The organism is Polaribacter gochangensis, from assembly GCF_046224025.1.
GTDB lineage: Bacteria > Bacteroidota > Bacteroidia > Flavobacteriales > Flavobacteriaceae > Polaribacter > Polaribacter gochangensis.
This window is the reverse complement of the sequence record NZ_JBJXRF010000001.1, coordinates 639,392-665,290: the sequence shown is the minus strand read 5'-3', so window position 1 is coordinate 665,290 and position 25,899 is coordinate 639,392. Positions and strand designations below refer to the sequence as shown.

The 25,899-nt window shown below is 29.3% G+C and carries 25 protein-coding genes; 13 read left to right on the top strand and 12 right to left on the bottom strand.

All coding sequences use genetic code 11. From position 1 onward, the window contains the following. Positions 1-145: 145 nt before the first annotated feature. Positions 146-577, top strand: a complete 432-nt coding sequence (locus ACEWL1_RS03105) for an RpiB/LacA/LacB family sugar-phosphate isomerase (protein ID WP_409231817.1) — start codon at positions 146-148, stop codon at positions 575-577. A gap of 1 nt (position 578) precedes the next feature. Continuing rightward, a complete protein-coding gene (locus ACEWL1_RS03100; RefSeq protein WP_409231816.1) occupies positions 579-1,019 on the top strand; it encodes a GNAT family N-acetyltransferase in 441 nt (146 codons plus the stop codon). 2 nt (positions 1,020-1,021) lie between these two features. On the opposite strand, the gene ACEWL1_RS03095 is transcribed toward ACEWL1_RS03100, so the two are convergent. From ACEWL1_RS03095 to ACEWL1_RS03085, 3 genes are read right to left on the bottom strand one after another with little or no spacing between them, the layout of a single operon-like run. After that, complete coding sequence (locus ACEWL1_RS03095; RefSeq protein WP_409231815.1) at positions 1,022-3,553, bottom strand: TonB-dependent receptor; 2,532 nt, start codon at positions 3,551-3,553, stop codon at positions 1,022-1,024. Further along, positions 3,543-4,457, bottom strand: coding sequence for a FecR family protein (locus ACEWL1_RS03090; RefSeq protein ID WP_409231814.1), 915 nt, complete (start codon positions 4,455-4,457; stop codon positions 3,543-3,545). Before ACEWL1_RS03090 ends, ACEWL1_RS03095 begins: the two co-directional genes overlap by 11 nt. Before the next feature lie 46 nt (positions 4,458-4,503). After that, a complete protein-coding gene (locus ACEWL1_RS03085) occupies positions 4,504-5,013 on the bottom strand; it encodes an RNA polymerase sigma factor (RefSeq protein ID WP_409231813.1) in 510 nt (169 codons plus the stop codon). Between the two features lie 117 nt (positions 5,014-5,130). On the opposite strand from ACEWL1_RS03085, the gene ACEWL1_RS03080 reads away from it, so the two are divergent. The 3 genes from ACEWL1_RS03080 (at position 5,131) to ACEWL1_RS03070 (ending at position 7,665) form a co-directional block, all read left to right on the top strand. Further along, positions 5,131-6,183, top strand: a complete 1,053-nt coding sequence (locus ACEWL1_RS03080) for a hypothetical protein (protein WP_409231812.1) — start codon at positions 5,131-5,133, stop codon at positions 6,181-6,183. A gap of 97 nt (positions 6,184-6,280) precedes the next feature. Beyond that, entirely contained in the window at positions 6,281-7,048 is a 768-nt protein-coding gene (locus tag ACEWL1_RS03075) for a membrane metalloprotease (protein WP_409231811.1), read from the top strand. A gap of 29 nt (positions 7,049-7,077) precedes the next feature. Further along, positions 7,078-7,665: a porin family protein gene (locus ACEWL1_RS03070; protein ID WP_409231810.1), complete on the top strand. Its 588-nt coding sequence runs from the start codon at positions 7,078-7,080 to the stop codon at positions 7,663-7,665. 30 nt (positions 7,666-7,695) lie between these two features. Here the strand turns inward: ACEWL1_RS03070 and ACEWL1_RS03065 are convergent, their stop codons facing one another. Both ACEWL1_RS03065 and ACEWL1_RS03060 read right to left on the bottom strand, forming a co-directional pair. Next, positions 7,696-8,277 (bottom strand): pseudouridine synthase, encoded by a 582-nt coding sequence (locus ACEWL1_RS03065; protein WP_409231809.1) that lies wholly within the window; start codon positions 8,275-8,277, stop codon positions 7,696-7,698. Between the two features lie 3 nt (positions 8,278-8,280). Continuing rightward, the gene (locus tag ACEWL1_RS03060) at positions 8,281-11,073 is read right to left on the bottom strand and encodes a T9SS type A sorting domain-containing protein (protein WP_409231808.1); all 2,793 of its coding nucleotides are present in this window, start codon (positions 11,071-11,073) and stop codon (positions 8,281-8,283) included. Between the two features lie 107 nt (positions 11,074-11,180). Between ACEWL1_RS03060 and recA the strand changes: the two genes are divergently transcribed. Both recA and ACEWL1_RS03050 read left to right on the top strand, forming a co-directional pair. After that, entirely contained in the window at positions 11,181-12,188 is a 1,008-nt protein-coding gene (gene recA, locus ACEWL1_RS03055; RefSeq protein ID WP_409231807.1) for a recombinase RecA, read from the top strand. Positions 12,189-12,259: 71 nt separating this feature from the next. Further along, positions 12,260-12,799 (top strand): GNAT family N-acetyltransferase, encoded by a 540-nt coding sequence (locus tag ACEWL1_RS03050; RefSeq protein ID WP_409231806.1) that lies wholly within the window; start codon positions 12,260-12,262, stop codon positions 12,797-12,799. A gap of 4 nt (positions 12,800-12,803) precedes the next feature. On the opposite strand, the gene ACEWL1_RS03045 is transcribed toward ACEWL1_RS03050, so the two are convergent. The 3 genes from ACEWL1_RS03045 to ACEWL1_RS03035 are packed head-to-tail and all read right to left on the bottom strand — an operon-like array spanning position 12,804 to position 14,872. Next, positions 12,804-12,953 carry a PspC domain-containing protein gene (locus ACEWL1_RS03045; protein ID WP_347173088.1) on the bottom strand — a complete coding sequence of 50 codons (150 nt, stop codon included), beginning with the start codon at positions 12,951-12,953 and terminating at the stop codon, positions 12,804-12,806. A 29-nt stretch (positions 12,954-12,982) separates the two neighbouring features. Continuing rightward, entirely contained in the window at positions 12,983-13,414 is a 432-nt protein-coding gene (gene dut, locus ACEWL1_RS03040) for a dUTP diphosphatase (RefSeq protein WP_409231805.1), read from the bottom strand. A gap of 3 nt (positions 13,415-13,417) precedes the next feature. Further along, positions 13,418-14,872, bottom strand: coding sequence for an MATE family efflux transporter (locus ACEWL1_RS03035; RefSeq protein ID WP_409231804.1), 1,455 nt, complete (start codon positions 14,870-14,872; stop codon positions 13,418-13,420). Positions 14,873-14,965: 93 nt separating this feature from the next. Here ACEWL1_RS03035 and ACEWL1_RS03030 point away from each other — a divergent pair, with 93 nt between their 5' ends. Beyond that, complete coding sequence (locus ACEWL1_RS03030; protein WP_409231803.1) at positions 14,966-15,961, top strand: NAD(P)H-dependent glycerol-3-phosphate dehydrogenase; 996 nt, start codon at positions 14,966-14,968, stop codon at positions 15,959-15,961. Between the two features lie 45 nt (positions 15,962-16,006). Here ACEWL1_RS03030 and ACEWL1_RS03025 read toward each other — a convergent pair whose 3' ends face one another. Next, positions 16,007-17,359: an aspartate kinase gene (locus ACEWL1_RS03025; protein ID WP_409231802.1), complete on the bottom strand. Its 1,353-nt coding sequence runs from the start codon at positions 17,357-17,359 to the stop codon at positions 16,007-16,009. Positions 17,360-17,458: 99 nt separating this feature from the next. Here ACEWL1_RS03025 and ACEWL1_RS03020 point away from each other — a divergent pair, with 99 nt between their 5' ends. The 3 genes from ACEWL1_RS03020 to ACEWL1_RS03010 are packed head-to-tail and all read left to right on the top strand — an operon-like array spanning position 17,459 to position 20,745. After that, entirely contained in the window at positions 17,459-18,118 is a 660-nt protein-coding gene (locus ACEWL1_RS03020) for a hypothetical protein (RefSeq protein WP_409231801.1), read from the top strand. Between the two features lie 4 nt (positions 18,119-18,122). Continuing rightward, positions 18,123-19,400, top strand: a complete 1,278-nt coding sequence (locus tag ACEWL1_RS03015) for an MFS transporter (RefSeq protein WP_409231800.1) — start codon at positions 18,123-18,125, stop codon at positions 19,398-19,400. Between the two features lie 13 nt (positions 19,401-19,413). Then, complete coding sequence (locus ACEWL1_RS03010; protein ID WP_409231799.1) at positions 19,414-20,745, top strand: Kelch repeat-containing protein; 1,332 nt, start codon at positions 19,414-19,416, stop codon at positions 20,743-20,745. Between the two features lie 11 nt (positions 20,746-20,756). Here ACEWL1_RS03010 and ACEWL1_RS03005 read toward each other — a convergent pair whose 3' ends face one another. Then, positions 20,757-21,299 (bottom strand): pyridoxamine 5'-phosphate oxidase family protein, encoded by a 543-nt coding sequence (locus ACEWL1_RS03005; protein WP_409231798.1) that lies wholly within the window; start codon positions 21,297-21,299, stop codon positions 20,757-20,759. A gap of 96 nt (positions 21,300-21,395) precedes the next feature. On the opposite strand from ACEWL1_RS03005, the gene ACEWL1_RS03000 reads away from it, so the two are divergent. After that, positions 21,396-22,871: a Na+/H+ antiporter NhaC family protein gene (locus tag ACEWL1_RS03000; protein ID WP_409231797.1), complete on the top strand. Its 1,476-nt coding sequence runs from the start codon at positions 21,396-21,398 to the stop codon at positions 22,869-22,871. Here the strand turns inward: ACEWL1_RS03000 and ACEWL1_RS02995 are convergent, their stop codons facing one another. Together ACEWL1_RS02995 and pheS are read right to left on the bottom strand one after the other, a co-directional pair. After that, a complete protein-coding gene (locus ACEWL1_RS02995; RefSeq protein ID WP_409232258.1) occupies positions 22,872-23,267 on the bottom strand; it encodes a hypothetical protein in 396 nt (131 codons plus the stop codon). Positions 23,268-23,343: 76 nt separating this feature from the next. Next, on the bottom strand, positions 23,344-24,363 hold the full coding sequence (pheS, locus tag ACEWL1_RS02990) for a phenylalanine--tRNA ligase subunit alpha (protein ID WP_409231796.1): 1,020 nt from the start codon (positions 24,361-24,363) through the stop codon (positions 23,344-23,346). Positions 24,364-24,543: 180 nt separating this feature from the next. Between pheS and gdhA the strand changes: the two genes are divergently transcribed. Further along, positions 24,544-25,887 (top strand): NADP-specific glutamate dehydrogenase, encoded by a 1,344-nt coding sequence (gene gdhA / locus ACEWL1_RS02985; RefSeq protein ID WP_409231795.1) that lies wholly within the window; start codon positions 24,544-24,546, stop codon positions 25,885-25,887. Positions 25,888-25,899: the final 12 nt, after the last annotated feature.

Below are 25,899 nucleotides of genomic sequence, written 5' to 3'. Positions count from 1 at the left end.
ATACTTCTTAACATTTAAAGAAACTAGTTAAAACTCTTATATTTAAAAGGTTATTAAGATTTGTAAAAATTTAATTATTTATACCTGTTGATAACCATCTTTATACTTATTTTTGTGTACTTAATCCTATTAAAAACAACATATTATGACAATTGCAATTGGTAACGATCACGCAGGAACATATTATAAATTTGAAATTATTAAAAAATTAGAAGCTGCTGGTTATACGGTTTTAAATTTTGGTACCGATACAAATAGTTCTATGGATTATCCTGATGCAATTCATCCTACAGCGGAAGCAGTTGAAACAGGTAAAGCTACATTTGGAATTATTCTTTGTGGCTCTGGAAACGGTGCTCAAATGACCGCAAATAAACATCAAGGAATTAGAGCTGCGTTGTGTTGGAATAACGAATTAGTTGCGTTAACTCGTCAACATAACAATGCAAATATTTTAACCATTCCTGCTCGTTTTGTTTCTTTACAACAAGCGTTGGGGTTTGTAGATATTTTTCTTGATACAGAATTTGAAGGTGGTCGTCATGCTACTAGAGTAGCTAAAATTTCTTGCTCTTAAAATGGAATTTTTTATTAAAGAATTTTACCAACTATCTTTAGATGAATTGTATCGTATTTTACAATTACGATCAGAAATTTTTGTAGTTGAGCAAGATTGTGTGTATCAAGATTTAGATTTTAAAGATCAAAAATCTTTACATGTTTTTGGTAAGAAAAATAATTCAATTATAGCGTACACAAGAATTTTTAAACCAGGAGATTATTTTAAAGAAGCAAGTATTGGCAGAGTTGTAGTTGATGCTAAAGAACGTAAGTTTGGTTACGGGCACGATTTAATGAAAGCTTCAATAAAAGCAATTCAAGAACAATTTAATACTTCAGAAATCACAATTTCTGCACAAGTATATCTTCAAAAATTTTACGAAACTCATGGATTTAAAAAAGTAGGAGAAGAATATTTAGAAGACGGAATTCCACATATTGAAATGCTAAAAAACTAAGTTTAAAAAGAAACTCTAAAACTTAAATTAGGAGTAAAAGGTAAAGAATAGCTATTTATTCTTTTTACATTGTTAGTACTATTAGTATCTATAATATAGTAAGAATCTATAGTGTTTTTTCTATCTGTTATGTTTGTAAAACCAAGACGGATTGTAGATTTTACAGCATCAGAAAATTTAAATTTATAACTTCCTGAAACATCAATTCTAAAAAAGTTATCTAATCTTTCTGTATTAGGATTGTTATAATTAACTATTGTTTTATTTCCATTTTGTATGGTTTCATTTCCTTCTACTGGTTTTGTAAATGGTTTTCCAGAACGTAAAACACCCCCAACAGAAACATGTAAATCTTTGGTGAAATTATAATTAAATGCAGCGCTAAGAGAATGTGTTACATCTAAACTATTAGAAAATGTAGCAGGATGAAAAGCAGTAAAAGTATACTCGTTTTTTGAATAAGTATAACTTAACCAAGTACTAATTGTATTTGTTTTTTTATTGATCAAAAATTCTACACCTTTTGTTGCGTAATTTCCAATAGAATTTAAAGTTTGAGTATTGTTATAAAACCCTTGATTTGCAGCAGTAATTCCGTTTACTTTTTTATAAAATCCAGTAATATCTATATATAATTTATCTTTAGAATACTCTGTACCAAAAGAAACTTGTTTGCTTTTTACAATAGGTGTGTTTTTATCATCAGAGAGAATCCATCTTCTTTTTTCGATTCCTAAAAAATTATCTTCAAAATCTATTTTTTGCGCTGTAGTTTGGTTTTTAAACTCGGCCTCTAGTTTTAAAAAGAAATCAGAATTTAACTTTTGTCTGATGTTAATTCTAGGTTCTATTACAAATTTTTGAAACTTATGAAAGTAATTTGCACGCATTCCAAACCGAACATAGGTAGTGTTTTTATTGTATTCGATTTCAGAAAAATAAGCGCTTTTTAACAACACATTTTTAACCGTTTTAGAAAAGGTTGGTGCATTTACAGTTGTGGTATTTCTAATTCCTATTTCATTAAAAACGAGTCCATTTAAAAAATATAAAACATCCGAAAATTCATATTTAGAATTCAGTTTTATTTCTGTTTCTAATACATTATTAAACTGTGTTTGAAACTGATCTGTATCTTTATTATAATCTGAAGAATTTATTTTATAATCAGAAAAAAAAGCAAATAAAGAAGTAGAAAATTTAGCATTCCAGTTTGTATCCCAACTAATTTTAGCTCCTAAATTTTCTTGTTTTAAAGCACTATTTTCTACTGTTGTAGTAGTGTTAGAAGTATATTTTTCTTGATATTCTAAATTATTTTTTATGTGAATAAAATTAGCTCTAACAGCATGTTTGTAATTAATATCGTATAAAAACTTAAAAGAATAATCGTAAAAATAAAAATTTGATTCTGCATTATTTACAGTGTTTGATGCTACAGAATTATCTTGAAAACTTCGCGAAAAATAATTATTATAAGTGGCTGTATTTAAAACATCTGTAAAAGATCTTCTAGCAGAAATATGTAGTTCTAAATTTTCTTTAATTGGCACCTGTACGAAAGCATCGGCACTTAATAAATTAAAACCACTACCCCCAGAAAAACGATTGGTTATTTTATTTGAGGTTTGCATGTTTATGGTTGATGAAACTCCGTCTGAAAAAGCACTACTTGTTCCGTTTTTAGTAACCGTAACTTTTTTTGTTAAATAAGGATTGTAAGCGGAAATTAAACCAAAAAAATGTCCAGAATGATACATTTTAATTCCATCCCAAAGCATTAAATTTTGATCATTTGTTCCACCTCTAACATTGATATTAGAAACTGTTTCGTTAACACTTTCTATTCCTGGTAGAATTTTAATTGTTTTTAAAATATCGGGCGCTATCAATCCAGGAAGAATTCCAAATTTATCTGTGTTTAAAACAGTACTTCCATCTATGCTTTTTTGCAAACCAGATGTTAAATATTGAGGAATTGTAATTTCTAATAATTTTTCAGCTTTTTCTTCTAAAAATAATTGTTTACAATTAGAATCATAAAATAACTCTTTAGCAGTAATTGACAACGTATTAAAGCCAATATAAGAGATGTTTATGATTGAATTAACAGGAACATTTTTTAAATAAAAAACACCTACATTATCGGTAGTGGCGCCTAATTTTAGACCATTAATTTTAACAGAAGCTAAGAGTAAAGGTTCTAAAGACATTTCATTTAAAACAGTACCACAAATATCAATAGTTTTATTTAAAAAAGAGATGGTAATATATCTGTTATCTAATGTTTTAAAATGTAAAAATGTTTTTTCATTTAAATAAGAGATAAGTTTCTCTATAGGAGTTCCTTTTTCAGGTTGTTCTATATAAATGTTTTTCACATCATTATCAGAATAAGAAAATTTAATGTCATAGGTTTTTTCAAGCTCTAATATTAAAGAAGAGAGTGCTACTTTAGTGCTCGAAGTTTGAGTTAAAGCAACATTTACGGATAATAATAAAAAGATGATACTAATATATGTTTTATTCACCATAATTAAATATAGTAATTTTTTTTCCGTCTATTTTATATGATAATTGTTGTGGTATTGTTACAGATTGTAGTGCCATATTTATATCTGTATGACTAAAGCCACCAGAATATAATTTATTTAAATCAATATTTTTTGTTTCAATTTTATAATCAAACTGATTTTCTATTTCTTCTAAAACAAAACGCAATGGGATACTTTTAAAGTTAGATTCTTTTTGTAACCAAGATTTCTCATTTACATCAAAAGTATTTTTTGTATTAATAACTCCATTTATTACTTTAAAAACAGTTCCCTTAGGTAATTTTACAAGCGTATCTTTATACGCAACACTAACTAAACCTTCATAGGTTTTAACCTCAAAATAATTAGCTCTTTCTTTAACATTAAACTGAGTTCCAAGCACTGTTACTTCACCAATTTCTGTATTAACAGTAAATTTTTTTCCTTTTTCTACTTTAAAATAAGCTTCTCCTTTTAGGGTTAAATTTCTATTTACATTCCAATCTTTTTTAGCATAGGTAATTATAGAATTTGCATTTAAAACTACTTCAGAATTGTCTGGTAAATGAAAGTTTTTTGTTTGTGCAAACTCAGTTTTAAAACTAGATGTATTGTTAAAAAATAAGTAATAAGAAGTTGTTAATAAAACAACAATTGCAGCTGCATATTTATAAAAATGCTTAAAATTAAAGGAAACTACTTTGCCTTTTTTTGATTTATTTTGAGTCTTATTTTTTAAATTAGCAAGTGCTTTTTCAACGTCTACTTTTGGTGTTTCTATTTGAGAAGCATAAAAGGCTATTTTTTCTAAAGTTTTAAAATCTCCTGCATTTTTTAAACGCAGTAATTCTTCTTCAGAAATTTCTCTGTTAAGCCAATTAAGTATGTCTTTTTTGTTTTCCATTTTTACACTTCTATATATATAACAACTAAAAGGTTTTTTACCCTACCTAGATACCATCCACCTTATTTCTTAATTTTTTTAAAGCAGAAGACATTCTTTTTTCAACTGCTTTTTGAGAAATTTCTAAGAGTTCTGCAATTTCTCTATATTTTTTGCCATCAACTCTATTCATTAAAAAAACTTCTCGTTCTGCTTCGGTTAAATCTTGTATCGCTCTTTTTAATTTTTCTTTAAATTCTTCTTCTTCCAGTAAATATTCTGGATTTTGATTGTTCACATCTAAATATGGACTACTTTTTGCATATTCAAAAACTACCTTTTTGTGTTTTACTTGATTTAAAAAAAGGTTATTTACCAAAGTAAATAAATATGATTTTGCTTTAGAAAAATCTATTTTTGCACAGTTCTCCCAAATTTTTATAAATGCCTCTTGTGCTAAATCTAAAGAGGTATCTGAATTGCCAGATTTATAATATGCAAAGTTTGTAGCAGACTGTATATGAGAAGCATAAAACTCATTAAAATAAATTTCATCACAAAGAGATTTATTAGGCATAATAGGGTTTTTGAAAAGATAAAATTAAAAAAAATTAAAGACAAAGGTAGGGTAAATTAATGTTTAGTTGTCTTACTCATACAAACAAGAAACATTAATTATTAAAATTTATTTAAAATGAAAACATTAAAATTAATTACAGTAATTGCTTTAACAGCAGTATTAGGTTTTACTTCATGTCAGACCGAAGAGAATTCTGAAGTAGGAACAAACCCTAACACAAACTCTTCAAGTTCTAAAACTACAGAAAATTACAAACGTAGTTCAATGAATGATGGATCTGAAGATGATTTCTTAGACGGAAATTCGTGTACCGAATTATTATTTCCTTTAACAGCAACTGTAAACGGACAAAGAGTTACCTTATTAAGTCAATTAGATTTTTCTACGGTTTTAAACATAATGGGACAATATAATGACGATAGTGATTTAGTAACTTTTGATTTTCCAATTTCTGTTAAATTAAGCAACTATACAGAGGTTGTTGTAAATAATCAAGTAGAATTAAATGCTTTAAAAGCAGAATGTGAAAATGCTGAAGCAACAGGTAAAGACGCAATCTCTTGTGTAGATATTGATTTCCCAATTACCATTTTAACCTACAATATTAGTTTAGAGCAAACAGGAAGCGTAGTGATACAATCTAAACAACAACTGTACTCTTTTATGAACGGATTAGATGCTAATGAACTTTTTGCAGTAAACTATCCTTTTACAGCAACATTAAGTAATGGCACAACTGTACAAATTGGTAGCGATGCAGATTTTAAAAATGCCCTATCAGAATGTGTTCAGTATGAAGATGAAAAAGATCAAGCAGATGAAAATGCAGCAGAAGTAGAAGCAATCTTATCAAAATCAAAGTTTAAAGTAGAGAGCTTTATAACTGCAGGTGTAAATAAAGCGAATGATTATGTTAACTGGTCAATTGATTTTACGAACGATTTAAAATTAGTCGCTAAAAACACCGTAAATACTACATTAGGTGAAGTAGAAGGAACCTATAGTGTAAGTTCAGAAACAGAAGTTTTATTAAACATTGCTTTTACTAATAATACAGCTGTTAGTGCTCTTAATAATGAATGGATCGTTGATACTTATACAACTACCTTAATTACTTTAAAAAGTAAAACAGATGCTTCTACAACACTAACTTTTAAGAAGCTATAAAAAGCAAAAATATTAAGTAACAATTAAAGTTAATTGATGATAACTTTACAACTATTACAAATTTTTGTAATAGTTGTAAAGTTTTAAATAAAGTAAAATGATAAAACATTTTTTTAAGGGAATTTTATTTTGTAGTATTCTTTTTTCCTGCACATTAGAGGTCGAAGAAAATTTTAGAACTATAAATGTTGTAGCTAATAGACAAGCAACAGGAACTGCTGCTAACGATTTACTCTCTGATGTTAATTATAAAAAAATGATTATTGAAATAGGGTATTTACGTGGGTTTAAACCTACAGAAACTGCCTTAAATAATCTAAAAAGTTTTATTGAAAAAAGAACTTATAAACCAGAAGGTTTGGAGTTTGTAACAAAAGAAATTCCATCAACCGGAAAAACAGTTTATACTTTAGACGAAATTGTTAACATAGAAAAAGAATATAGAACAAAATACAATACCAATACCACAATTGCTGTTTGGGCTTTATTTGTAAATGGAAAATCTTCTAGAGACAATAATTCAAGTTCAATTTTAGGAACTGCATATTGGAACACTTCTTTTGTAATATATGAAGAAACTATACACGGATTAAGTGATAGTGCTTTTGAACCCAAAAGAAGTATATTAGAATCAACAGTAATTAATCACGAATTTGGGCATCTTTTAGGATTAACAAATTTAGGAACCAATTTACAAAGTGATCATGAAGATATAGATCACCCTAAACATTGTTCTGAAGAAGATTGTTTAATGTATTGGTCAGCAGAATCTAGTCAAGGAATTGGAAATTTATTTTCTAGTGGACAAGTTCCAACATTAGACGCACAGTGTTTAGCAGATTTAAAAGCAAATGGAGGAGAATAAAATAATTAATCAATAAAAAATCAATAAAAATGAAAACAACGTATACAACAATAGTGTTAATGATTATGACGATTATTTCATTAAACGCGCAAGACCGAAAAAACACATCGACAGCAGGTATAAAAGGAGGTTATAATTTATCTTCTGTAAGTTTTGATGGAACATCAGAAACAGCACAATTACATGGATATCATCTAGGTTTTTATGTAGAATCTTATATTGGTAAACATTTTTCTATTCAACCAGAAATTTTATACTCAAAGCAAGGTTATAAAATTATGGATAACAACGGAACGTATACTCAAAAGTTAGATTATATAAACATTCCTTTGATGTTAAAATTATATCCTGCAAATAGTTTCTTTATAGAAGCTGGGCCACAAATAGGTTTTTCTATTTCACACAAAGAAACTTTTGATTCTGGTTTTGTTTTATATGATACTTCAAAAGAGTTTGAGCCAAGCAACTTTGATTGGGGTGTAAACCTTGGAGCAGGTTTTAAAAGTGATGAAGGAGTAAGTTTAGGAGCAAGGTACCATATTGGTCAAAGTGATATTTATGATCAAGACAAACCAAAAAATAGAGTTTTACAAGTGTATTTAGGATTTGAGTTTTAAAAACAGTAGACTAAAAAAAGAGAAGTAATTTTACTTCTCTTTTTTTATTAAATTGTCTATTTCTTTAACGTCACCAACTTTTAAATCGCCTAGTTTTATAGCGCCAATTCTAACTCTTATTAAACGTAAAGTAGGAAAACCAACTGCCGCTGTCATTTTTCTCACCTGCCTAAATTTACCTTCGTTTATTGTAATTGAAATCCAACTTGTTGGTCCGTGTCTTTCATCACGAATTTTTTGAGTTCTATTCGGAAAGTCTGGCGGTGAAATAATAGATGCTTTACACGGATTTGTTGTATAATTTTTTCCTTCAATACTAATTTCTACACCTTTTTTTAAGATTTCTATTTCTTTTTGAGTGATGCTTCCATCAACTTGAACATAATATTCTTTTTCTACTTTTTTACTTCTAATATGTTCGCTTACTTTTCCGTCTGTTGTTAATAATAACAAACCTTCAGAGTTTACATCCAATCGTCCAATTGCCATGGTTCCTTTAGGAAAATCATACAATTCTCCCAACATTTTTTTCTTTCTTTTTGTTTGATTATTGATAAACTGGGACAAGTATCCATAAGGTTTGTGAAGTATAAAATGTTGGTGAGTTTTCAAAAGTTATTGTTTAAGAATTTTAGAGTTTATTATAGTTCCTTTTTCTGTAAATACTTTGAGTAAATATAATCCAGAAATAAAGTTTTCTAAATTAATTTTATTTTTAAAATAAGTATTTAAAAGTTGACCATTAATAGAGTATAATTCAATTTTCTTAATAGAATTATTAATTAGGTCAATTGTAAAAATATTAGATGTTGGATTAGGAAAAACTTTTATTATTTCTTTATTATTAAAGAAGTTAATGTCTTCTAAATTTAAAGTTGAATTATATATATATATTGACAATAATCCACGTGTCCAAGAGTATGAAAACTCAAAACCATTACCCAAAGTACTTAAACTTACTAAATTATTATCTTTATCAAATTTATAGTTTTTTTCGAATAAATTTTTAAATGAAAATTCACTAACAACATCTAAATTTTCATTTAAAAAAGCTGAATTATTACCATTAGGGTTTGACCACTGTATAAAAAAAGTATTATTTACTAAAGAAAAATCAAAACCACTACAACAATCATTGTACTTAAAGTCGCCTTTTTTTATTAATTTAAAGTTTTCATCATAAAAGTTTATATAACCTCCTTTATCTATGGAGTAAATTTTATCATTAAAGCTTAATAATTTATTTAATTGTTCATTTATTTGAGTAAAAGAATAATTATTATCTAAAGTTAATTTATGGAGTTTTCTTTGAGAAAAATCACTTGATGAATAACTACTAAAAATAAGAGTTCCATCATTTTTGACAATAGAAGAATAAGGATTTATACCCGCATCATATTTTAAATCAATTAAACGTTCAAAAACAAACAAATCTTCTTTAAAAAGACTTAAAGTATGATTTTCATAATAATGACCTTTAGATAAAAAAACAAATAAGTAATCATTATAAATAATATGATTAAAAAAATATTTATTTTCAAATTTCTTTTTTTTAATAAAATCACCATTCTTTAAATTAAGAATCCATAATTCAGACCAATTAAATGTTTCCCATGTTGATGTGTCAGTATATGAAATACCATCAGTCAATAAATATATTTTATTACTATTTTCATTAATTATAACCTCCTTTGATTTAATACTTTCTTTTTTATAAACTAATTTTCCGTCAGAAGAAATTTTGTATAAATAACCTTTGTTTCTTTCTTTATTTTCTAGGTTTAAATAAATATTATTACTAGAGTCGATTTTCAAATTTTCCCCATTATAATTTGAAGTGATATTATTTACTTGACCTGTTAAATCAAACTCCCATAACTTTATTAAATTAGAATTATATTTAATTATTCTATCTCCAGTTGGAGATCCACCACAATTATTAAAAGCACACTTAGGAGACAGGTACTCTCTAGATAAAACAATATAATCATTATTGTTATCTACTTCAATTATATGTTGAAAACTAGCAGAAGTTCCTTCTCCAGAAAAAGTATATCTGTTCAGGATGTTTGTTTTATTAATTTTTTCTGCTACTAGATTCAAATCTGCAGTAAATTTAGAATCTGAATATGTTTTTTTTTCTTCAACCCCAAAAGAAATGATGGTGTTATCATCAATTTTAGAAAAATCCACCAAATTGTAAGTATCAGAGTTATTAAAAGAATTAATTTCATTTAACGTATCAGAAAATAATCTAATATTAGAATTACTAGTGGTGATAAAAAACGTACCATCTTTATTTAATTTATAATCGATAGCTTTCAAAGAAGTAATTTCTTTTTCCTTTATTAACGTGCTGTTTTCATCAATAGATAAAAACAACAAGCTATTGTTAGTTAAGCTATTAACAATTAAAATTAATTTATTTAATGAGTTAATAAATGACCCAATTAAAAAATAATTGTTTTCAGAAGATGTTGAGAAATTGTATTTAAATAAATTATCTGCACCTATTAATGTTATATTAATTTTTTCTTTAGTATCATTATAATGTAAATTTTGAGCAGTTAAATAGATGTTCTGATTAACATCAATATTTATTTTTAAGTTCTCAGTTAGGTTTGTGTTAATAAAATAATCATGAAAATTTCGGTTATCTAACGTGGTATACTTTTCATTACCTTTATCATCAATATTTAAGAAATAATGTAAGAACCCTTCATTTTCATTGTCAGGGTTATTATATTTTTTAAGAATAAAATAAAATTTATCTTCTAATACCTTTCCACTAATTCCATTGTTTATAATCGTTTTATTAAAGAGTTTTGTTGTATTGCCATTAGTATTAATTTTTAAAAAGCGATATTCATTAGTATCATTTTGATAGTTAATAAAAGGAGCATAAATTACATTAAAAGTATCATCATTATTTAATTTTACATCAAAATAAACAAAGCTTTTATAATCAGAACCATCTGTACTACCAATTGTTTTACTGTAAACCTCATCACCATCTTTATTATATTTAATGTAAAAAAGAAGGCCTCTGTAAACAGAATTTTTAAAACCACTACTTCCAAAAATAATAACATCATTAGTAGAACTTATAAAAGCTTTTAAGGGAATATCGTAAGATAAATCAGTTGGCACAGAGTGTCTTTTTTGCCACACTAGTTGATGATTTTGATCTAATTTTGTAACTAAAATATCAGTAAGGGTTGAGTCTCTTTCTGTCGTTCCAACAAGAATAATATTTTTATCATTATCAACAATAGAAATATAGGCATCATCTCTATTGGAAAATTGATTTAACCCAAAAGAAGTACTCTTCGTTAAAGAAAAAGGGTTTTGACTTATGGAAAAAAAAGAAATAAAACAAAAAACAAGTAGCAATATTTTTTTAAACATAAGAGTTGTTATTTTTATCAAAAATAAATAAAAAACATTTAGTTATAACATTCTTATTTTATTAACTTAGTCGTTCTTATTTTTAAAAAAATTTATAGCAAAAAGATATGTCAGCAGATAAAGAAAAAACAGCAAAATTAAAAGCATTACAACTAACCTTAGATAAGATGGATAAGGCTTATGGAAAAGGAGCTGTAATGAAAATGGGCGATAGTAAAGTAGAAGATATTGAAGCGATTTCTTCAGGATCTTTAGGATTAGATTTAGCATTAGGCGTTGGTGGATATCCAAGAGGAAGAGTGATAGAAATTTACGGACCAGAATCTTCTGGTAAAACAACGTTAACGCTTCATGCAATTGCAGAAGCACAAAAAGCAGGCGGAATAGCAGCATTTATTGATGCTGAACATGCTTTTGACCGTTATTACGCAGAAAATTTAGGTGTAGATATCGAGAATTTAATTATATCTCAACCAGATTATGGTGAGCAAGCATTAGAAATTGCAGATAATTTAATTAGCTCTGGAGCTATTGATATAGTTGTGATTGATTCTGTTGCTGCGTTAACTCCTAAATCAGAAATTGAAGGCGAAATGGGTGACTCTAAAATGGGGTTACACGCTCGTTTAATGTCGCAAGCATTACGTAAACTAACAGGAACCATTTCTAAAACAAAATGTACGGTAATTTTTATCAACCAATTAAGAGAAAAAATTGGCGTGATGTTCGGTAATCCAGAAACAACAACTGGTGGAAATGCATTAAAATTTTACGCTTCTGTTCGTTTAGATATTCGTCGAAGAACTCAACTTAAAGATGGCGATCGTGTGATTGGAAACAGTACCAAAGTAAAAGTAGTGAAGAACAAAGTTGCACCGCCGTTTCAAATTGCAGAATTTGATATTATGTACGGACAAGGAATTTCTAAAGTTGGAGAAATTTTAGATATTGGAGTAGAATTAGGAATTGTAAAGAAAAGTGGTTCTTGGTTTAGTTACGGAGAAACAAAATTAGGTCAAGGTAGAGATGCTGTTAAAGGATTGATAAAAGACAATCCAGAATTAGCAGAAGAATTAGAAGCTAAAATTAAAGACGCTATAAATAATCAAGAGTAAGTATTTTTAAAAGTTCTACTTATTTAAAAAGCTATTTCAATTATTCGAAATAGCTTTTTTACATTTACATCATGATACAAGTTACACCTCAAATTTCTTTACAACTTATACAAAACACAGATTGTAAATTGTTGTTTTCTTTAATGAAAGAAATTTATCCACCAGCATATTCTCATTTTTGGAAAGATTATGGAAGTTGGTATGTGGCTTCTCAATATTCAAAATCTGCTGTTTTAAAAGATTTGTTAGAAGTAAAAAGCGATTATTATTTCATCCTATTTAAGAATGAAGTTGTTGGAAATTTTAGAATTGTTTGGGATAAAAAACTAGATGGCTTAACAGCGGAAAAGCAGGTTAAATTGCATCGTATTTACATCCATCCAAAAACCCAAGGAAACGGAATTGGAAAAAAACTCCTTTTTTGGTTGGAAGAAAAAGCAAGAGAAAAGAACTATAAAGTGATTTGGTTAGATGCAATGAATAAGCAACCACAAGCTTTTGAGTTTTATAAAAAACGCGGATTTAAATACCATTCACACGAATTTTTAAACTTTGACTTATTACATGATGACGTTCGTAAAATGAGTCAATTATATAAAAATATTGAGTAGTTTTCTATTTAGAAAACATTTTTACGAGCCACAAAATTAAATACAAACCAATACCAAAACCCGCGAATAAAACACATACAACAAAAGCAATTCTTATGTTTTGTACTTTCCATCCTAATTTACCACTTAACCATTCTGATACTCCTAAAATCATAATTCTACTATTTTAATTGATATTAATTTTTACATTCCTGTACTTCCGAATCCGCCAGCACCACGTTCTGTTTCGTTTAAAACGTCAACTTCTTGCCAGTTTACACGTTCGTGTTTTGCAATGACCAATTGTGCTATTCGCTCTCCATCATTAATAACAAAATCTTCGTTTGATAAATTCACTAAAATTACACCAATTTCCCCACGATAATCTGCATCAACAGTTCCAGGAGAATTCAATACTGTAATTCCTTTTTTAGCAGCCAAACCACTTCTTGGTCTAACTTGCGCTTCAAAACCAATTGGTAAAGCGATAAATAAACCTGTTTTTACAATAGTTCTTTCTAAAGGTTTTAGTGTGATAGCTTCTTCAATATTTGCACGCAAATCCATTCCTGCAGAACCTTCGGTTTCGTATGTTGGTGTTTGGTGTTTTGATGTATTGATAATTTGTACGTTCATAATTTAGCGTTTCAAAAATTGTTTTATGGTTGATTTTTCTATCAAAAAGACAAGCCCAAAGTAACTAAAAATTGTTGAAATTGAAAACCAAATATTCCCTCTAAACAAACTAAATGAAGCCCAACATAAAGCTGTTGCGAAAAGCACATAAAATCCAACTTTTTTTAATTGATACGGAACCGGATAATGTTTTTTACCAACAAAATAAGATAGTATCATCATAAATCCGTAGGTAATTAAGGTTGCCCAAGCAGAAGCCATAAATCCAATTCTAGGAATCATTAAAACATTAAAGATGATAGTAATAATTGCTCCTAAAACAGAAAAATACATTCCGAATTTTGTTTTATCTGTTAGTTTGTACCAAATAGATAAGTTGTTGTAAATTCCTAAAAATAAGTTTGCTAATAAAATGATTGGTACAATTTGTAAGGCTTCAAAATATTCTGGTTTTCCTAATAAAATATGGGCAAAAACATCAATAAAAACTACAACGATTACCATAAATAACGCACCTAATATGGTAAACCAAGTGAGTATTTTAGCATAGGTTTCTTTGGCGTTTTTTTTACCCGCTTGATTAAAGAAAAAGGGTTCTGCTCCTAATCGAAAAGCCATAATATACAAGGTCATAAAAACCCCTAATTTATAACAAGCCGCATAAATTCCCATTTGAGATTCTCCAATTAAATCACCCAACAATAATTTGTCTAAATTTTCATTGGTTACAAAAGCCAAACTTCCCACCATTATTGGCAAACTGTACCGTAACATTTTCTTTAAAAGCTGAAAATCAAAATCGGTTTTAAACTTAAAAACAATCGGAAATAAAAGTAAAAATGTAGTGGCACTTGCAACCGTTCCTGCAACAAAAATATGCATCACTTTTGGGTACGAATGGTAATATTCTACGATAAAATTTGGCAAACTAATTTGATGTTTTATCGCATACGGAACAAACCATAAAAAGAACACATTTAACAGTGCAAAAATTAAAATATTTAAGATCTTATAAATGGTAAAACGCATCGGTTTGTTTGCAACACGTAAATATGCGTACGGAATTACAATAAAAGTATCTAAAGTAATTGTCCAAACTAATAATTTAAAAAATAACGGGTTTTTAAATCCGAAGAAATCAGAAATAGCTGTACTAAAAAACAACATTGCAATTAAAAACAATAAGCTTGTAATCAGCAAACTAATAAAAGAAGTTGAAACAATTTTTCCCTTGTCTTTCTCTTTGGAAAAAAAACGAAAAAAAGCCGTTTCCATTCCGTACGTGAGTAATGCGTTAAAATAAGCTGCATAGACGTAATAATCTGTGTTTACTGCGTATTTATCAGCCTCTAATGTTGAGGTGTGTAGTTTTACCAAAAAGATATTTATAGCTCTTGGCAAAACAGCCGCAATACCATAAATTATGGTGTCTTTAAAAAAGCGTTTTAAGTTACTCAAAAGAAAAAGTCTTGTACAAATATAATAATTAACGCAAGGTTTGTGCGATAGAACTTTGTTTTATTACATTTGACCACTATAATTAATGTAAATATGAATTCAAATCCTAAAATAGCAGTTTTTGGCGGTGGAAGTTGGGCAACAGCAATTGTTAAAATGTTAACCGAAAATTTAGAAAATGTTGGTTGGTATATGCGCAATGTTTCTGCAATTGAACACATTAAGAAATTCCATAATAATCCAAATTATTTAAGTTCTGCTGAACTAATACCAGAAAAATTAGACATATCTAACGATATAAATTATTTTGTAAGTAATTATGATGTTTTAATATTTGTAATTCCGTCTGCTTTTTTAAAAACAGAACTAGAAAAAATTACAGTTTCTTTAGAAGGAAAAACAATATTTTCTGCCATTAAAGGAATTGTTCCAGAAACAGGATTAATTATTGGTGAACATTTTCATAAAACCTATAACATTCCTTTAGAAAATATTGGGGTAATAACAGGTCCTTGTCATGCAGAAGAAGTCGCAATGGAACGTTTATCGTATTTAACATTGGCGTGTTTAGACCAAGAAAAAGCCATCATGTTAAGTAAATTTATTGCGAGTAGTTATATAAAAACGAAGATTTCTGACGATATTATTGGTACAGAATATGCGGCAATGCTAAAAAACATTTATGCAATTGCTGCCGGAATTGCGCATGGTTTAGGATATGGAGATAATTTTCAGTCGGTGTTAATGAGCAATGCCATTAGAGAAATGAAACGCTTTATTAAAAAAGTTCATAAAATGAAGCGAAACATAAATAATTCTGCTTATTTAGGCGATTTGTTAGTAACAGGATATTCTACTTTTAGTAGAAACAGAATGTTTGGAAACATGATTGGAAAAGGATATACTGTAAAATCTGCGCAAATGGAAATGAGTATGGTTGCAGAAGGATATTATGCTACAAAAAGTGCTTTTGAAATCAATCAAAAAAATAACGCAAAAACTCCTATTATTGATGCCGTTTATAATGTTTTATATAACGGAAAAGAAGCAAAAGATCAGTTTGAAAAACTAACACATAAGTTGAATTAGTTGTTTGTTACATTTAATAACTGAATAAAAATTTACGTTTTTAATTTAGCATTCAAACGTCCCGATTGCTTCCGACAACAAATATTTTTCTTTAAATAATTCGTTATTTAACAAGTTTAATGCTGCTATTTTATCGGTTGTTTTTACCAAAAGCGAAATGTTATAATCACTTCCTCCGTAAGAAATCATTCTAACAGGAATATTTTTTAATGCATTAAAAACCAATGCACTAATTCCTTCTTTTTTCTGGGAAAAATCACCAGCAACACAAATTATACTTAAATCAGAATCCACATTTATTTTACCAAATGGTTCTAGTTCCGAAATTATTTCCGAAAGATAAGAAATATCATCGACAGTTAAAGAAATTGCAACTTCAGATGTTGTAATCATATCAATTGCTGTTTTGTTGTTTTCAAAAACTTCAAAAACTTTTTTTAAGAAACCATACGCCATTAACATTCTATACGATTTTATTTTAATCGCTGTAATTCCGTCTTTTGCCGCAATTGCAGTAAAACCACTATTTGCTGATTTATTTTTAATGATGGTTCCTTTAGAAAACGGGCTAAATGTGTTTTTTAACAAGACAGGAATATTGTTTTCTTTTGCGGGAATTAAACTCTGTGGATGTAAAATTTTTGCTCCGAAATAGGCTAACTCAGCAGCTTCATCAAAAGAAATTTCTTCTAAAGAAAAAGTATTTTCTACAAAACGCGGATCATTATTATGCATTCCATCAATATCTGTCCAAATCTGAATTTCTTCAGCACCAATTGCTGCTCCAATTAACGAAGCTGTATAATCGCTTCCACCACGTTGTAAATTTGAAATTTCTTCTGCGTTATCTTTACAGATAAAACCTTGAGTAATCCAAAGTTTTTCTGTTGGATTTTGATTTAGTATTGCGGTTAATTGCGCTTTTATTTTTGAAGTATTTGGTTCATTGTTTTTATGAACTTCCATAAAGGCGAGTGCAGAAATTAATGAAGAGGAAATATTTGACTCTTCTAAATACATCGAAACTAAATTGGTAGATAAAATTTCTCCTTGTGCAACAATTGTGTTTTCTAAATTTAAATCAGTACTTGATAAATTTCTAAGAAAATGAAACTTTCCGAATAGAAATGAAAGTGCTTTGTTTTTATATTGCTTTGAAATAAAAAGGTCACTTATTAAATCCAGATACTCATTTTCTAAACGTTTTATTAATTCTAAAGACTCTTTTAATTGCTTATTTTTGATTGCTTTAGAAATAGCCAATAAAGAGTTTGTTGTACCAGAAACAGCTGATAAAACAACAATTTTTTGAGTTTTACAAGCTGTAATAATTTCAACTACTTTTTTAATGTTTTCTGAGCTCCCAACAGAAGTGCCTCCAAATTTTAAAACAATCATTTTATTCATTTTTGCACAAAAAAACAACGAAATACAAGCAGTAACAATTTTATTTAATATTTTTACATATTATAACACTGTGTTTAAAATTAAACAGAAATGAAAACAATCCAAGAAGCAGTAGAGAGCACCATTCGTAAAACGCCTTTTATAGAAGAAGCGTTGAACGAAAAATTAATTAATGTTTCGTCTTTAGCAAGAATAATATTGCCAGAAGTTACAGAATTATTAAAAAAAGAAATAAAAATTGGTGCTGTAATGATGGCCATAAATCGCTTATCACCAGCAAACGAATTACGAATCAGAAAGAACATAAAAAAGCTCGCTGCCAATCTAGGAGATTTTATCGTTCGATCAGACTTGTGTGATTTTACCTTTAAAAATACTCCTTCTTTATTAAAAGAAATAGCAAAATTACTAAGCAAAGCTTCAGATGATAACGATTATTTTTTAACAGTTTCTCAAGGTATTTTTGAAAGCAATATTGTAATTAGTAAAAATTTAAAAAAATACGTAGAAGATATTTTTAACAAAGAAACATTAATCCATAATGTGTTAGATTTAGCTTCTATAACTATTAAATTACCAAAGGATAATTTAGATCAATCAGGAATTTATTATTTTATTTTAAAACAATTAGCTTGGGCCAATATTCCGCTTCAAGAAATAATTTCTACAACCCACGAAATGACAATTGTGGTTAAAGAAAAAGACGTTAATGAAACCTTTGCTATTTTAATGGATTTAAAATTAAATTAAAGCTTTGAAAAAAACAAAAAAAGATCCTTATGCTGCATTGCGAATAAAAGAATTCAATATTTTTTTATTGGTTCGTTTTGCGCTGGTTTTTGCATGGTCAATGCAATTTATTATTATAGAATGGCAAGTTTATAGCATCACCAAAGATCCATTATCATTAGGAATTATTGGCTTAATGGAAGTGATTCCTGCGGTTTCTATGGCGCTTTTTGCAGGTCATATTGTAGATCAAAAAGAAAAACGAAATTTACTTGCAATTTGTACTGCTGCTTTTTCATTGATTAGTTTAGGGTTGTTTTTCTTAACCTTGCCCAGCTTTGTAGAAGATTGGTCGCAAAAAACAGTATTGTTTTCAATCTATGCATTGGTATTTTTTGGCGGATTTTTACGTTCTTTTTTCGGCCCAACAATTTTTTCTTTAATTGCATTAATTGTTCCTAAAAAACTCTATCCAAATGCAGCAACTTGGAGCAGTTCTACTTGGCAAATGGCATCGGTTTTAGGACCTGCTTTTGCAGGATTTACAATTGCTTGGATTGGTGTACACTGGTCTTTAAGTATTGTCTTTTTCTTAGTTTTACTTTCTTTCTTTTTGGTGTTTTTAATCAAAAAGAAACCAATATTAAATCCGAAGATTGGCGAACCTATTTTTCAAAGTTTAAAAGAAGGAATTCAGTTTGTTTATAAAACAAAAGCAATTTTAGGAGCCATTACTTTAGACATGATTTCTGTTCTTTTTGGTGGCGCCATCGCATTATTACCAATCTACGCTCAAGATATTTTAAAAGTTGGACCTGAGGGATTTGGAGCATTACGAGCAGCTCCTGCAGTTGGCGCGTTTTTAACCATGTTGATCACTGCATATATTCCAATCAGTAAAAATGCAGGAATGAAATTATTAGCAGCTATTTTTGGATTTGGACTTTGTATTATCGTATTCGGGTTGTCTTCCGTTTTTTGGATTTCAATTATTGCATTATTCTTTAGTGGTGTAACAGACGGAATTTCGATGGTTATCAGGCAAACAATTTTACAATTAAAAACGCCAGATAATATGAGAGGAAGAGTTGCTTCTGTAAACTCAATGTTTGTAGGTTCCTCTAATGAGTTAGGTGCTTTTGAAAGCGGATTAACAGCAAGATTAATGGGAACGGTTACAGCAGTTGTCTTTGGGGGAACCATGACTTTAATTACTGTAGTAACAACAGGTTTTGTGAACCCTACGTTAAGAAAATTAGACTTAACTAAAGATTTAGAAGCACATGAAAATTCAACACAATAAAAAATAGCTTACTATGAAAAAAATTATTTTAGTTTTTTTATTAAGTTTTGCAACCTCGTTAATTTACTGTCAAACTTTTGTTGTAAAAGTATTAGATAGTGAAACAAACTTACCAATTGCAGAGGCGCATCTTAAATTTGGAAAAGCAATTTTTTTAACGAATGTTGACGGACTTGCAACAATTTCTGGAATTACATCTACTTATTTAGAAGCTACACATATTCAATACCACAGTAAATTTATCCAATTAAAAAACAGAAAAGATCTCACTATTTATCTTACTGAAAAAAATCAAAAATTAGCAGAGGTTACCATCACATCAAAAAGAGAATTAAAGAAGTACATTCAGTATACAAAACTTCCAGAATTACCTAAAACAATTCACTCTTTTGGAGCTGTTTTAATAGATGATAAATTATATACATTTGGTGGCGATGCTTCTGATGTTCAGTTTTCTAATCAAAAAGGGTTAAGCGAATTAACGGATAGTAGTGGTGGAAGTATAATGGCGTTTTTAACAAAAAACAAACCAAGTAATTTTTATAAATATAGAGAAAAAGTGTTTTTCTATGATTTTAAAAGTAAAACTTGGCAAACAAGTTCTTTAAAACTAAAAGCGAGAGCTTATCATAAAGCCGTTGCGTACAAAGATGAAGTGTATTTACTTGGCGGCAAACAACTTACTTTAAGTAAAATGAAAGAAATGTTAATGCCTCAAATTGAGGTTTTAAATATTAAAAATGATTCAATTTCAATTGATGAAATGAATCCACATCAAGGAGTAAATTTTGAAGCTTTGGTTTTTGAAGATAAACTACTTGTTATTGGGGGATCAATAAAATTACAAGAGAATTTACTTAAAAAATATACTGATAAAATTCACCTTTATGATTTTAAAACAGGCTATTGGTACTTATTAACTACAATGTCTAAAGGAAAAGAAACAAGCGGAATAATTGTTGAAAAAAAGCTGTATTTATTTGGTGGAAACGAAAATAGAAACCTAACAGAAATAGAAAGTTTTAATCTAATTACTGGTAAATGGGAAAAAGAAGGAGAGTTGTTTACCGCAATGGAAAAACCAGCAATTACTAAAAATAAAAACACCATTTACCTTTTTGAGAAAGATTTAATAGTAACATATAATACAATAACAAAAGAGCTAAAAGAATTCAGAATTGATTTAGAATTGTTCTTTTCGCAAATCCAATATAGAAATGATAAATTGTATATTGTTGGAGGAACAAAAACTAAAAACTATCAAAATAGACCACAAAGAAGCTTTTTAGAAATTTCTTTAGACGAGTTTGAAAACACTAGAATTAAGAAAGTTAAAACGTTGTAATTATAGATAAATTAGTTTAAAAGATTTGTTGGCAAACCATCAATACTGGTTTGGTTTTTTTCTTTCCAATACTCTTTAATTCCTGCTGCTCCTTTTTCAGAAGCCCAATTATTTAGTTCGTCTCGCTCGCCTTTATATTCAAAAAACGGAATCGACATTCCGCAAGAAGTTTGGGCGCTTTCAATATCAATCTCAAAAATTTGACGTGTTCCTGGAGTTTTCGGAAACAAAGAAATTACTTCGTTCCAATCAGCATCGTTTGGTTTAATTTCTTTCCCTTTTCCGTACAAACGCAAAATATTTGGCGCACCTTTAAAAGAGCAAAACATAATTGTAATTCTATTATTTTCTTGCAAATGTGCAGCTGTTTCGTTTCCGCTTCCAGTCACATTTAACCACAAAACCTTGTTTTCGTTTACAACTCTAAAAGAATCCATTCCTTTAGGCGATAAATTTATTCTACCATTTGTTGGTGCTGTTGCAACAAAAAACAACTGCTGTTTTTCAATAAAACCTTGCAGTCGTTTTGTAATTGATGTATAAAATTTTGACATATTTTAGAATTAGAGAATAAAAATAGGAATAAACTTCAAAAGAACTTAGATTTTGTTTTAATTAGTATCTTTAAAAAAAAATAAAAACTTTCTTTTATGGATTATGGTTTCTTGTCGGTAGTACCGCCAATTGTTGCAATTATTTTAGCATTAAGAACAAAACAAGTGTATATCGCTTTAATATTCGGAATTTGGTTTTCCTGGTTGATTATTAAAGGCTGGAATCCTTTGGATGGAACCTTAGCAATGATTGAAGGATTGGTCAATGTTTTTAAATCCGAAGGGAACACAAGAACCATTATGTTTAGTGCATTGGTTGGAGCTTTATTAATTTTTATTCAATTTTCTAGAGGTGTAGAAGGGTTTATCAACATTTTAAATAAACTGATTGTAAAAGTTGAAAAAAAACAAGCAGGTTATAGTAGAGTTATGGTACAGCTTTTAGCAACCGTAACGGGTTTATTATTGTTTGTAGAAACAAGTATAAGTTCATTAACTGTCGGAACTTTATACCGTCCAATTTTTGATAAATTAAAAATTCCAAGAGAAAAACTAGCATATATTGCAGATTCTAGTTCTGCGCCATCATCCATTTTAATTCCGTTTAATGCCTGGGGTGCATTTATCATGGGGTTATTATTAACACAAGGAATCGACAAACCTTTTTCTGTGATGATGAGCTCAATTAAATACAACTTTTATCCGCTTTTAGCCATTGCAATTGTGTTCATTATCATTTTTACAAAGAAAGATTGGGGCGCCATGAAAAAGGCCGAAAAAAGAACCAAAGACACAGGTTTATTGATGAACGAAGGTTCTACACCAATGGTTTCTGATGCAGTAACTTCTTTTCCTCCAAAAGAAGGAATCGAAGCAAAAGCATATAATATGATTGTTCCGTTAGCAGTAATGGTTTTTATGATGCCAATCAACTTAATATATACAGGTTGGGCCGCAGTAAAAACATCTACTTCTTTTTTAGATCACGCATCACAAGCAATTGGGAATGGATCAGGTTCTTCTTCAGTTTTATACGCAGTAATTACTTCTTTAATAGTGGCAATGGTTATGTATTTTATTCAAGGAATTATGAAACCAAAAGAAGCGGTAGATTTAACATTAAAAGGAATTAGCGAATTAATGCCATTAGCGTTGTTAATGTTATTGGCTTTTGCAATTGGTGATGCTTGTAAAGCGTTAGAAACAGGTGTTTATGTGGCCAATGCAACTAAAGAATGGTTGTCGCCAGAATTATTGCCAGCAGTTGTTTTTGTAATTAGTTCGTTTATTGCGTTTTCTACAGGAACTTCTTGGGGAACATTTGCAATTATGATGGCAATTTCAATTCCAATGGCAAACATTCATGGAGCAGAAATTCCGTTAATTGTTGCAGCAACGTTGGGTGGTGGAATTTTTGGAGATCATTGTTCGCCAATTTCAGATACTTCCATAATTTCATCCATGGCTTCTGCGAGTGATCATATAGATCACGTAAAAACACAAATGCCGTATGCTTTAGTTGGTGGTGTAATTACTACGCTGTTGTATTTAGCGCTTGGATTTTTGGGATAATTATTCAGCTAAAATTCCACGTTTTTTCAACTCAGGAATCATGCGTAAAGCACCTTCTTTAACGGTGTCTTTTTGAAAGAGAAACGTTTTTTCATGTAAAGTATTTCCTTCAAAAAAAGTTACGTGAAAACGGTTGTGAAGTTTGAATAATTCTGGTTGAATAAACTCCACTTTAGCAAAAGAGTTTGCGGGTAATTTATCGAGTTTTTTTCTCAATATTGATGTAGCTTTTGTCTCGTTAAATCCTTGAGAAACAATAACAACCAGTTCTAAATCAACCTTTTTTTTGTTGATGATGTAAATATTCCAATCATCGGTTTTATATTCATTGTTGAACTCATAAACAACAGCGATTTCTACATCAGTAACTTCTGGAATTTGAATGTCTTTTTTCACTTGTGCTGAACTTATTTCAGTATCTTTTAGAGACACTAATTTAAAAATGTTTATGAGAACCTAAAATAAATTCAGGCTAAATCACCGACTTAAACTGCTCTAAGAAACGCTTATCATTTTCGTAAAACATTCTAATATCAGGAATTTGATATAACAACATGGCAATACGTTCAATTCCCATTCCGAATGCATAACCAGAATATACTGTTGGATCAATATTTGCGTTTTTTAAGACATTTGGATCTACCATTCCGCAACCCATAATTTCTAACCAACCTGTTCCTTTTGTAATTCTGTAATCAGTTTCTGTTTCTAATCCCCAATAAATATCTACTTCTGCACTTGGCTCTGTAAATGGAAAATAAGAAGGACGTAAACGAATCTTAGATTTACCGAACATTTCTTTTGTAAAGTATAAAAGTGTTTGTTTTAAATCGGCAAATGAAACATCAGTATCTATATACAAGCCTTCTACTTGGTGAAAAATACAATGTGCACGCGCAGAAATATCTTCATTTCTAAAAACTCTTCCCGGAGAAATTGTTCTTATTGGCGGCGTATTGTTTTCCATGTAGCGAACTTGCACGGAAGAAGTATGTGTTCTTAATAAAATATCTGGATTTTGTTCAATAAAAAAAGTATCCTGCATGTCTCTTGCTGGGTGATATTCTGGCAAGTTTAATGCGGTAAAATTATGCCAATCATCTTCAATTTCTGGACCTTCAGAAACGGTAAAACCAATTCGGTTAAACACTTCAATAATTTGGTTTCTTACCAATGATATTGGATGACGAGAACCTAATTCTATTGGCTCTGAAGGACGAGATAAATCGCCATAAATATTTTTTTCTTCAGATGAGTTATCTAGGTTTTCGTTTAATTCAGCTACTTTTTCTTCAGCAGATTTTTTAAGTGTGTTTAACGCTTGACCAAAATCCTTACGCATCGTTGCGTCTACATTTTTAAATTCGGCAAACAAACCCTTTAACAAACCTTTGCTTCCTAAATATTTTATTCTGAAAGCTTCAACCTCTTCTTTAGAAGTAGCCTTAAAAGCTTTTACATCACCAATCAGTTCTTTTACTTTATCTAACATTTTCTTTTTTTAAATAAGTAGGTTGCAAATTTATGATTTTTAAACGAAACAAAACACAGCAAAGAGAAAGAGTTCAATATAAGCAAAATAAAATTCAGTTTTAAATTTAAAGATTTGAAAAAGAGTTATATTTGCCCCTATAAATTAATTAAATTTCAAATTAAAATAGATTTAAAACCTATGGAATCTAAAATAAATGCCTTTATGAATTACGTAAAAGAACGTAATTCTAACGAACCAGAATTTTTACAAGCTGTACATGAAGTTGCAGAAACTGTAATTCCATTTATAGAAAAGAACCCTAAATATCAAGGGAAAAAACTGTTAGAAAGAATGGTAGAACCAGAAAGGACAATCTTATTTAGAGTTCCTTGGGTTGATGATAATGGAGAAATACAAGTAAATAGAGGATATAGAGTTGAGTTTAATTCAGCAATTGGACCTTATAAAGGAGGTTTACGTTTTCATCCATCAGTAAATTTATCAATTTTAAAATTCTTAGGATTTGAGCAAGTATTTAAAAACTCTTTAACAACGTTACCAATGGGTGGTGGAAAAGGAGGTTCAGATTTTAATCCAAAAGGAAAATCAGACAGAGAAGTAATGGCGTTTTGTCAATCTTTTATGTCAGAATTATTTCGTCATATCGGAGCAAACACAGATGTTCCTGCTGGAGATATTGGAGTTGGAGGAAGAGAAATCGGATTTATGTTCGGTCAATATAAAAAGTTACGTAACGAGTTTGTTGGAGTTTTAACCGGAAAAGGAGCATCTTGGGGTGGCTCTTTAATTAGACCAGAAGCAACAGGATACGGAAATGTGTATTTTGCACAAAATATGTTAAAAACAAAAGGAGATTCTTTTGAAGGAAAAACAGTAGTTGTTTCTGGATCTGGTAATGTCGCACAATACGCAACTGAAAAAGCAACTGAGTTAGGTGCAAAAGTAGTTACCATGTCAGATTCTTCTGGATATATTTATGATGCAGACGGAATAGATGCTGAGAAATTAGCACACATTATGGAAATTAAAAATGTTCGTAGAGGTAGAATCAACGAATATGTAGAGAAATATCCAAATGCAAAATTCTTTGCAGGAGAAAGACCTTGGTCTGTATCTTGTGATGTTGCTTTACCTTGTGCAACTCAAAATGAATTGAATGGAGAAGAAGCAAAAATATTATTAGCAAACGGATGTATTTGTGTTTCTGAAGGAGCAAACATGCCTTCTACACCAGAAGCGATTGAAGCATTTCAAGCTGCGAATATTTTATTTGCTCCAGGAAAAGCATCAAATGCTGGTGGAGTTGCAACTTCTGGTTTAGAAATGAGCCAAAACTCTTTACGTTTTAACTGGACAAGAGAAGAAGTTGATGCAAAATTACATCAAATTATGAACGATATTCACGCTTCTTGTGTTGAGTATGGAACGCAGGCTGATGGTTATGTAGATTACGTAAAAGGAGCAAATGTTGCTGGTTTTGTAAAAGTTGCTGACGCAATGTTAGATCAAGGAGTGGTTTAAAAACCGACACTA

Coding starts and splice junctions, on each gene's coding strand:
- ACEWL1_RS03105 (WP_409231817.1), top strand. CDS start 146: ATGACAATTGCAATTGGTAACGATCACGCAGGAACATATTATAAATTT.
- ACEWL1_RS03100 (WP_409231816.1), top strand. CDS start 579: ATGGAATTTTTTATTAAAGAATTTTACCAACTATCTTTAGATGAATTG.
- ACEWL1_RS03095 (WP_409231815.1), bottom strand. CDS start 3,553: ATGGTGAATAAAACATATATTAGTATCATCTTTTTATTATTATCCGTA.
- ACEWL1_RS03090 (WP_409231814.1), bottom strand. CDS start 4,457: ATGGAAAACAAAAAAGACATACTTAATTGGCTTAACAGAGAAATTTCT.
- ACEWL1_RS03085 (WP_409231813.1), bottom strand. CDS start 5,013: ATGCCTAATAAATCTCTTTGTGATGAAATTTATTTTAATGAGTTTTAT.
- ACEWL1_RS03080 (WP_409231812.1), top strand. CDS start 5,131: ATGAAAACATTAAAATTAATTACAGTAATTGCTTTAACAGCAGTATTA.
- ACEWL1_RS03075 (WP_409231811.1), top strand. CDS start 6,281: ATGATAAAACATTTTTTTAAGGGAATTTTATTTTGTAGTATTCTTTTT.
- ACEWL1_RS03070 (WP_409231810.1), top strand. CDS start 7,078: ATGAAAACAACGTATACAACAATAGTGTTAATGATTATGACGATTATT.
- ACEWL1_RS03060 (WP_409231808.1), bottom strand. CDS start 11,073: ATGTTTAAAAAAATATTGCTACTTGTTTTTTGTTTTATTTCTTTTTTT.
- recA (WP_409231807.1), top strand. CDS start 11,181: ATGTCAGCAGATAAAGAAAAAACAGCAAAATTAAAAGCATTACAACTA.
- ACEWL1_RS03050 (WP_409231806.1), top strand. CDS start 12,260: ATGATACAAGTTACACCTCAAATTTCTTTACAACTTATACAAAACACA.
- ACEWL1_RS03045 (WP_347173088.1), bottom strand. CDS start 12,953: ATGATTTTAGGAGTATCAGAATGGTTAAGTGGTAAATTAGGATGGAAA.
- dut (WP_409231805.1), bottom strand. CDS start 13,414: ATGAACGTACAAATTATCAATACATCAAAACACCAAACACCAACATAC.
- ACEWL1_RS03030 (WP_409231803.1), top strand. CDS start 14,966: ATGAATTCAAATCCTAAAATAGCAGTTTTTGGCGGTGGAAGTTGGGCA.
- ACEWL1_RS03025 (WP_409231802.1), bottom strand. CDS start 17,359: ATGATTGTTTTAAAATTTGGAGGCACTTCTGTTGGGAGCTCAGAAAAC.
- ACEWL1_RS03020 (WP_409231801.1), top strand. CDS start 17,459: ATGAAAACAATCCAAGAAGCAGTAGAGAGCACCATTCGTAAAACGCCT.
- ACEWL1_RS03010 (WP_409231799.1), top strand. CDS start 19,414: ATGAAAAAAATTATTTTAGTTTTTTTATTAAGTTTTGCAACCTCGTTA.
- ACEWL1_RS03005 (WP_409231798.1), bottom strand. CDS start 21,299: ATGTCAAAATTTTATACATCAATTACAAAACGACTGCAAGGTTTTATT.
- ACEWL1_RS03000 (WP_409231797.1), top strand. CDS start 21,396: ATGGATTATGGTTTCTTGTCGGTAGTACCGCCAATTGTTGCAATTATT.
- pheS (WP_409231796.1), bottom strand. CDS start 24,363: ATGTTAGATAAAGTAAAAGAACTGATTGGTGATGTAAAAGCTTTTAAG.
- gdhA (WP_409231795.1), top strand. CDS start 24,544: ATGGAATCTAAAATAAATGCCTTTATGAATTACGTAAAAGAACGTAAT.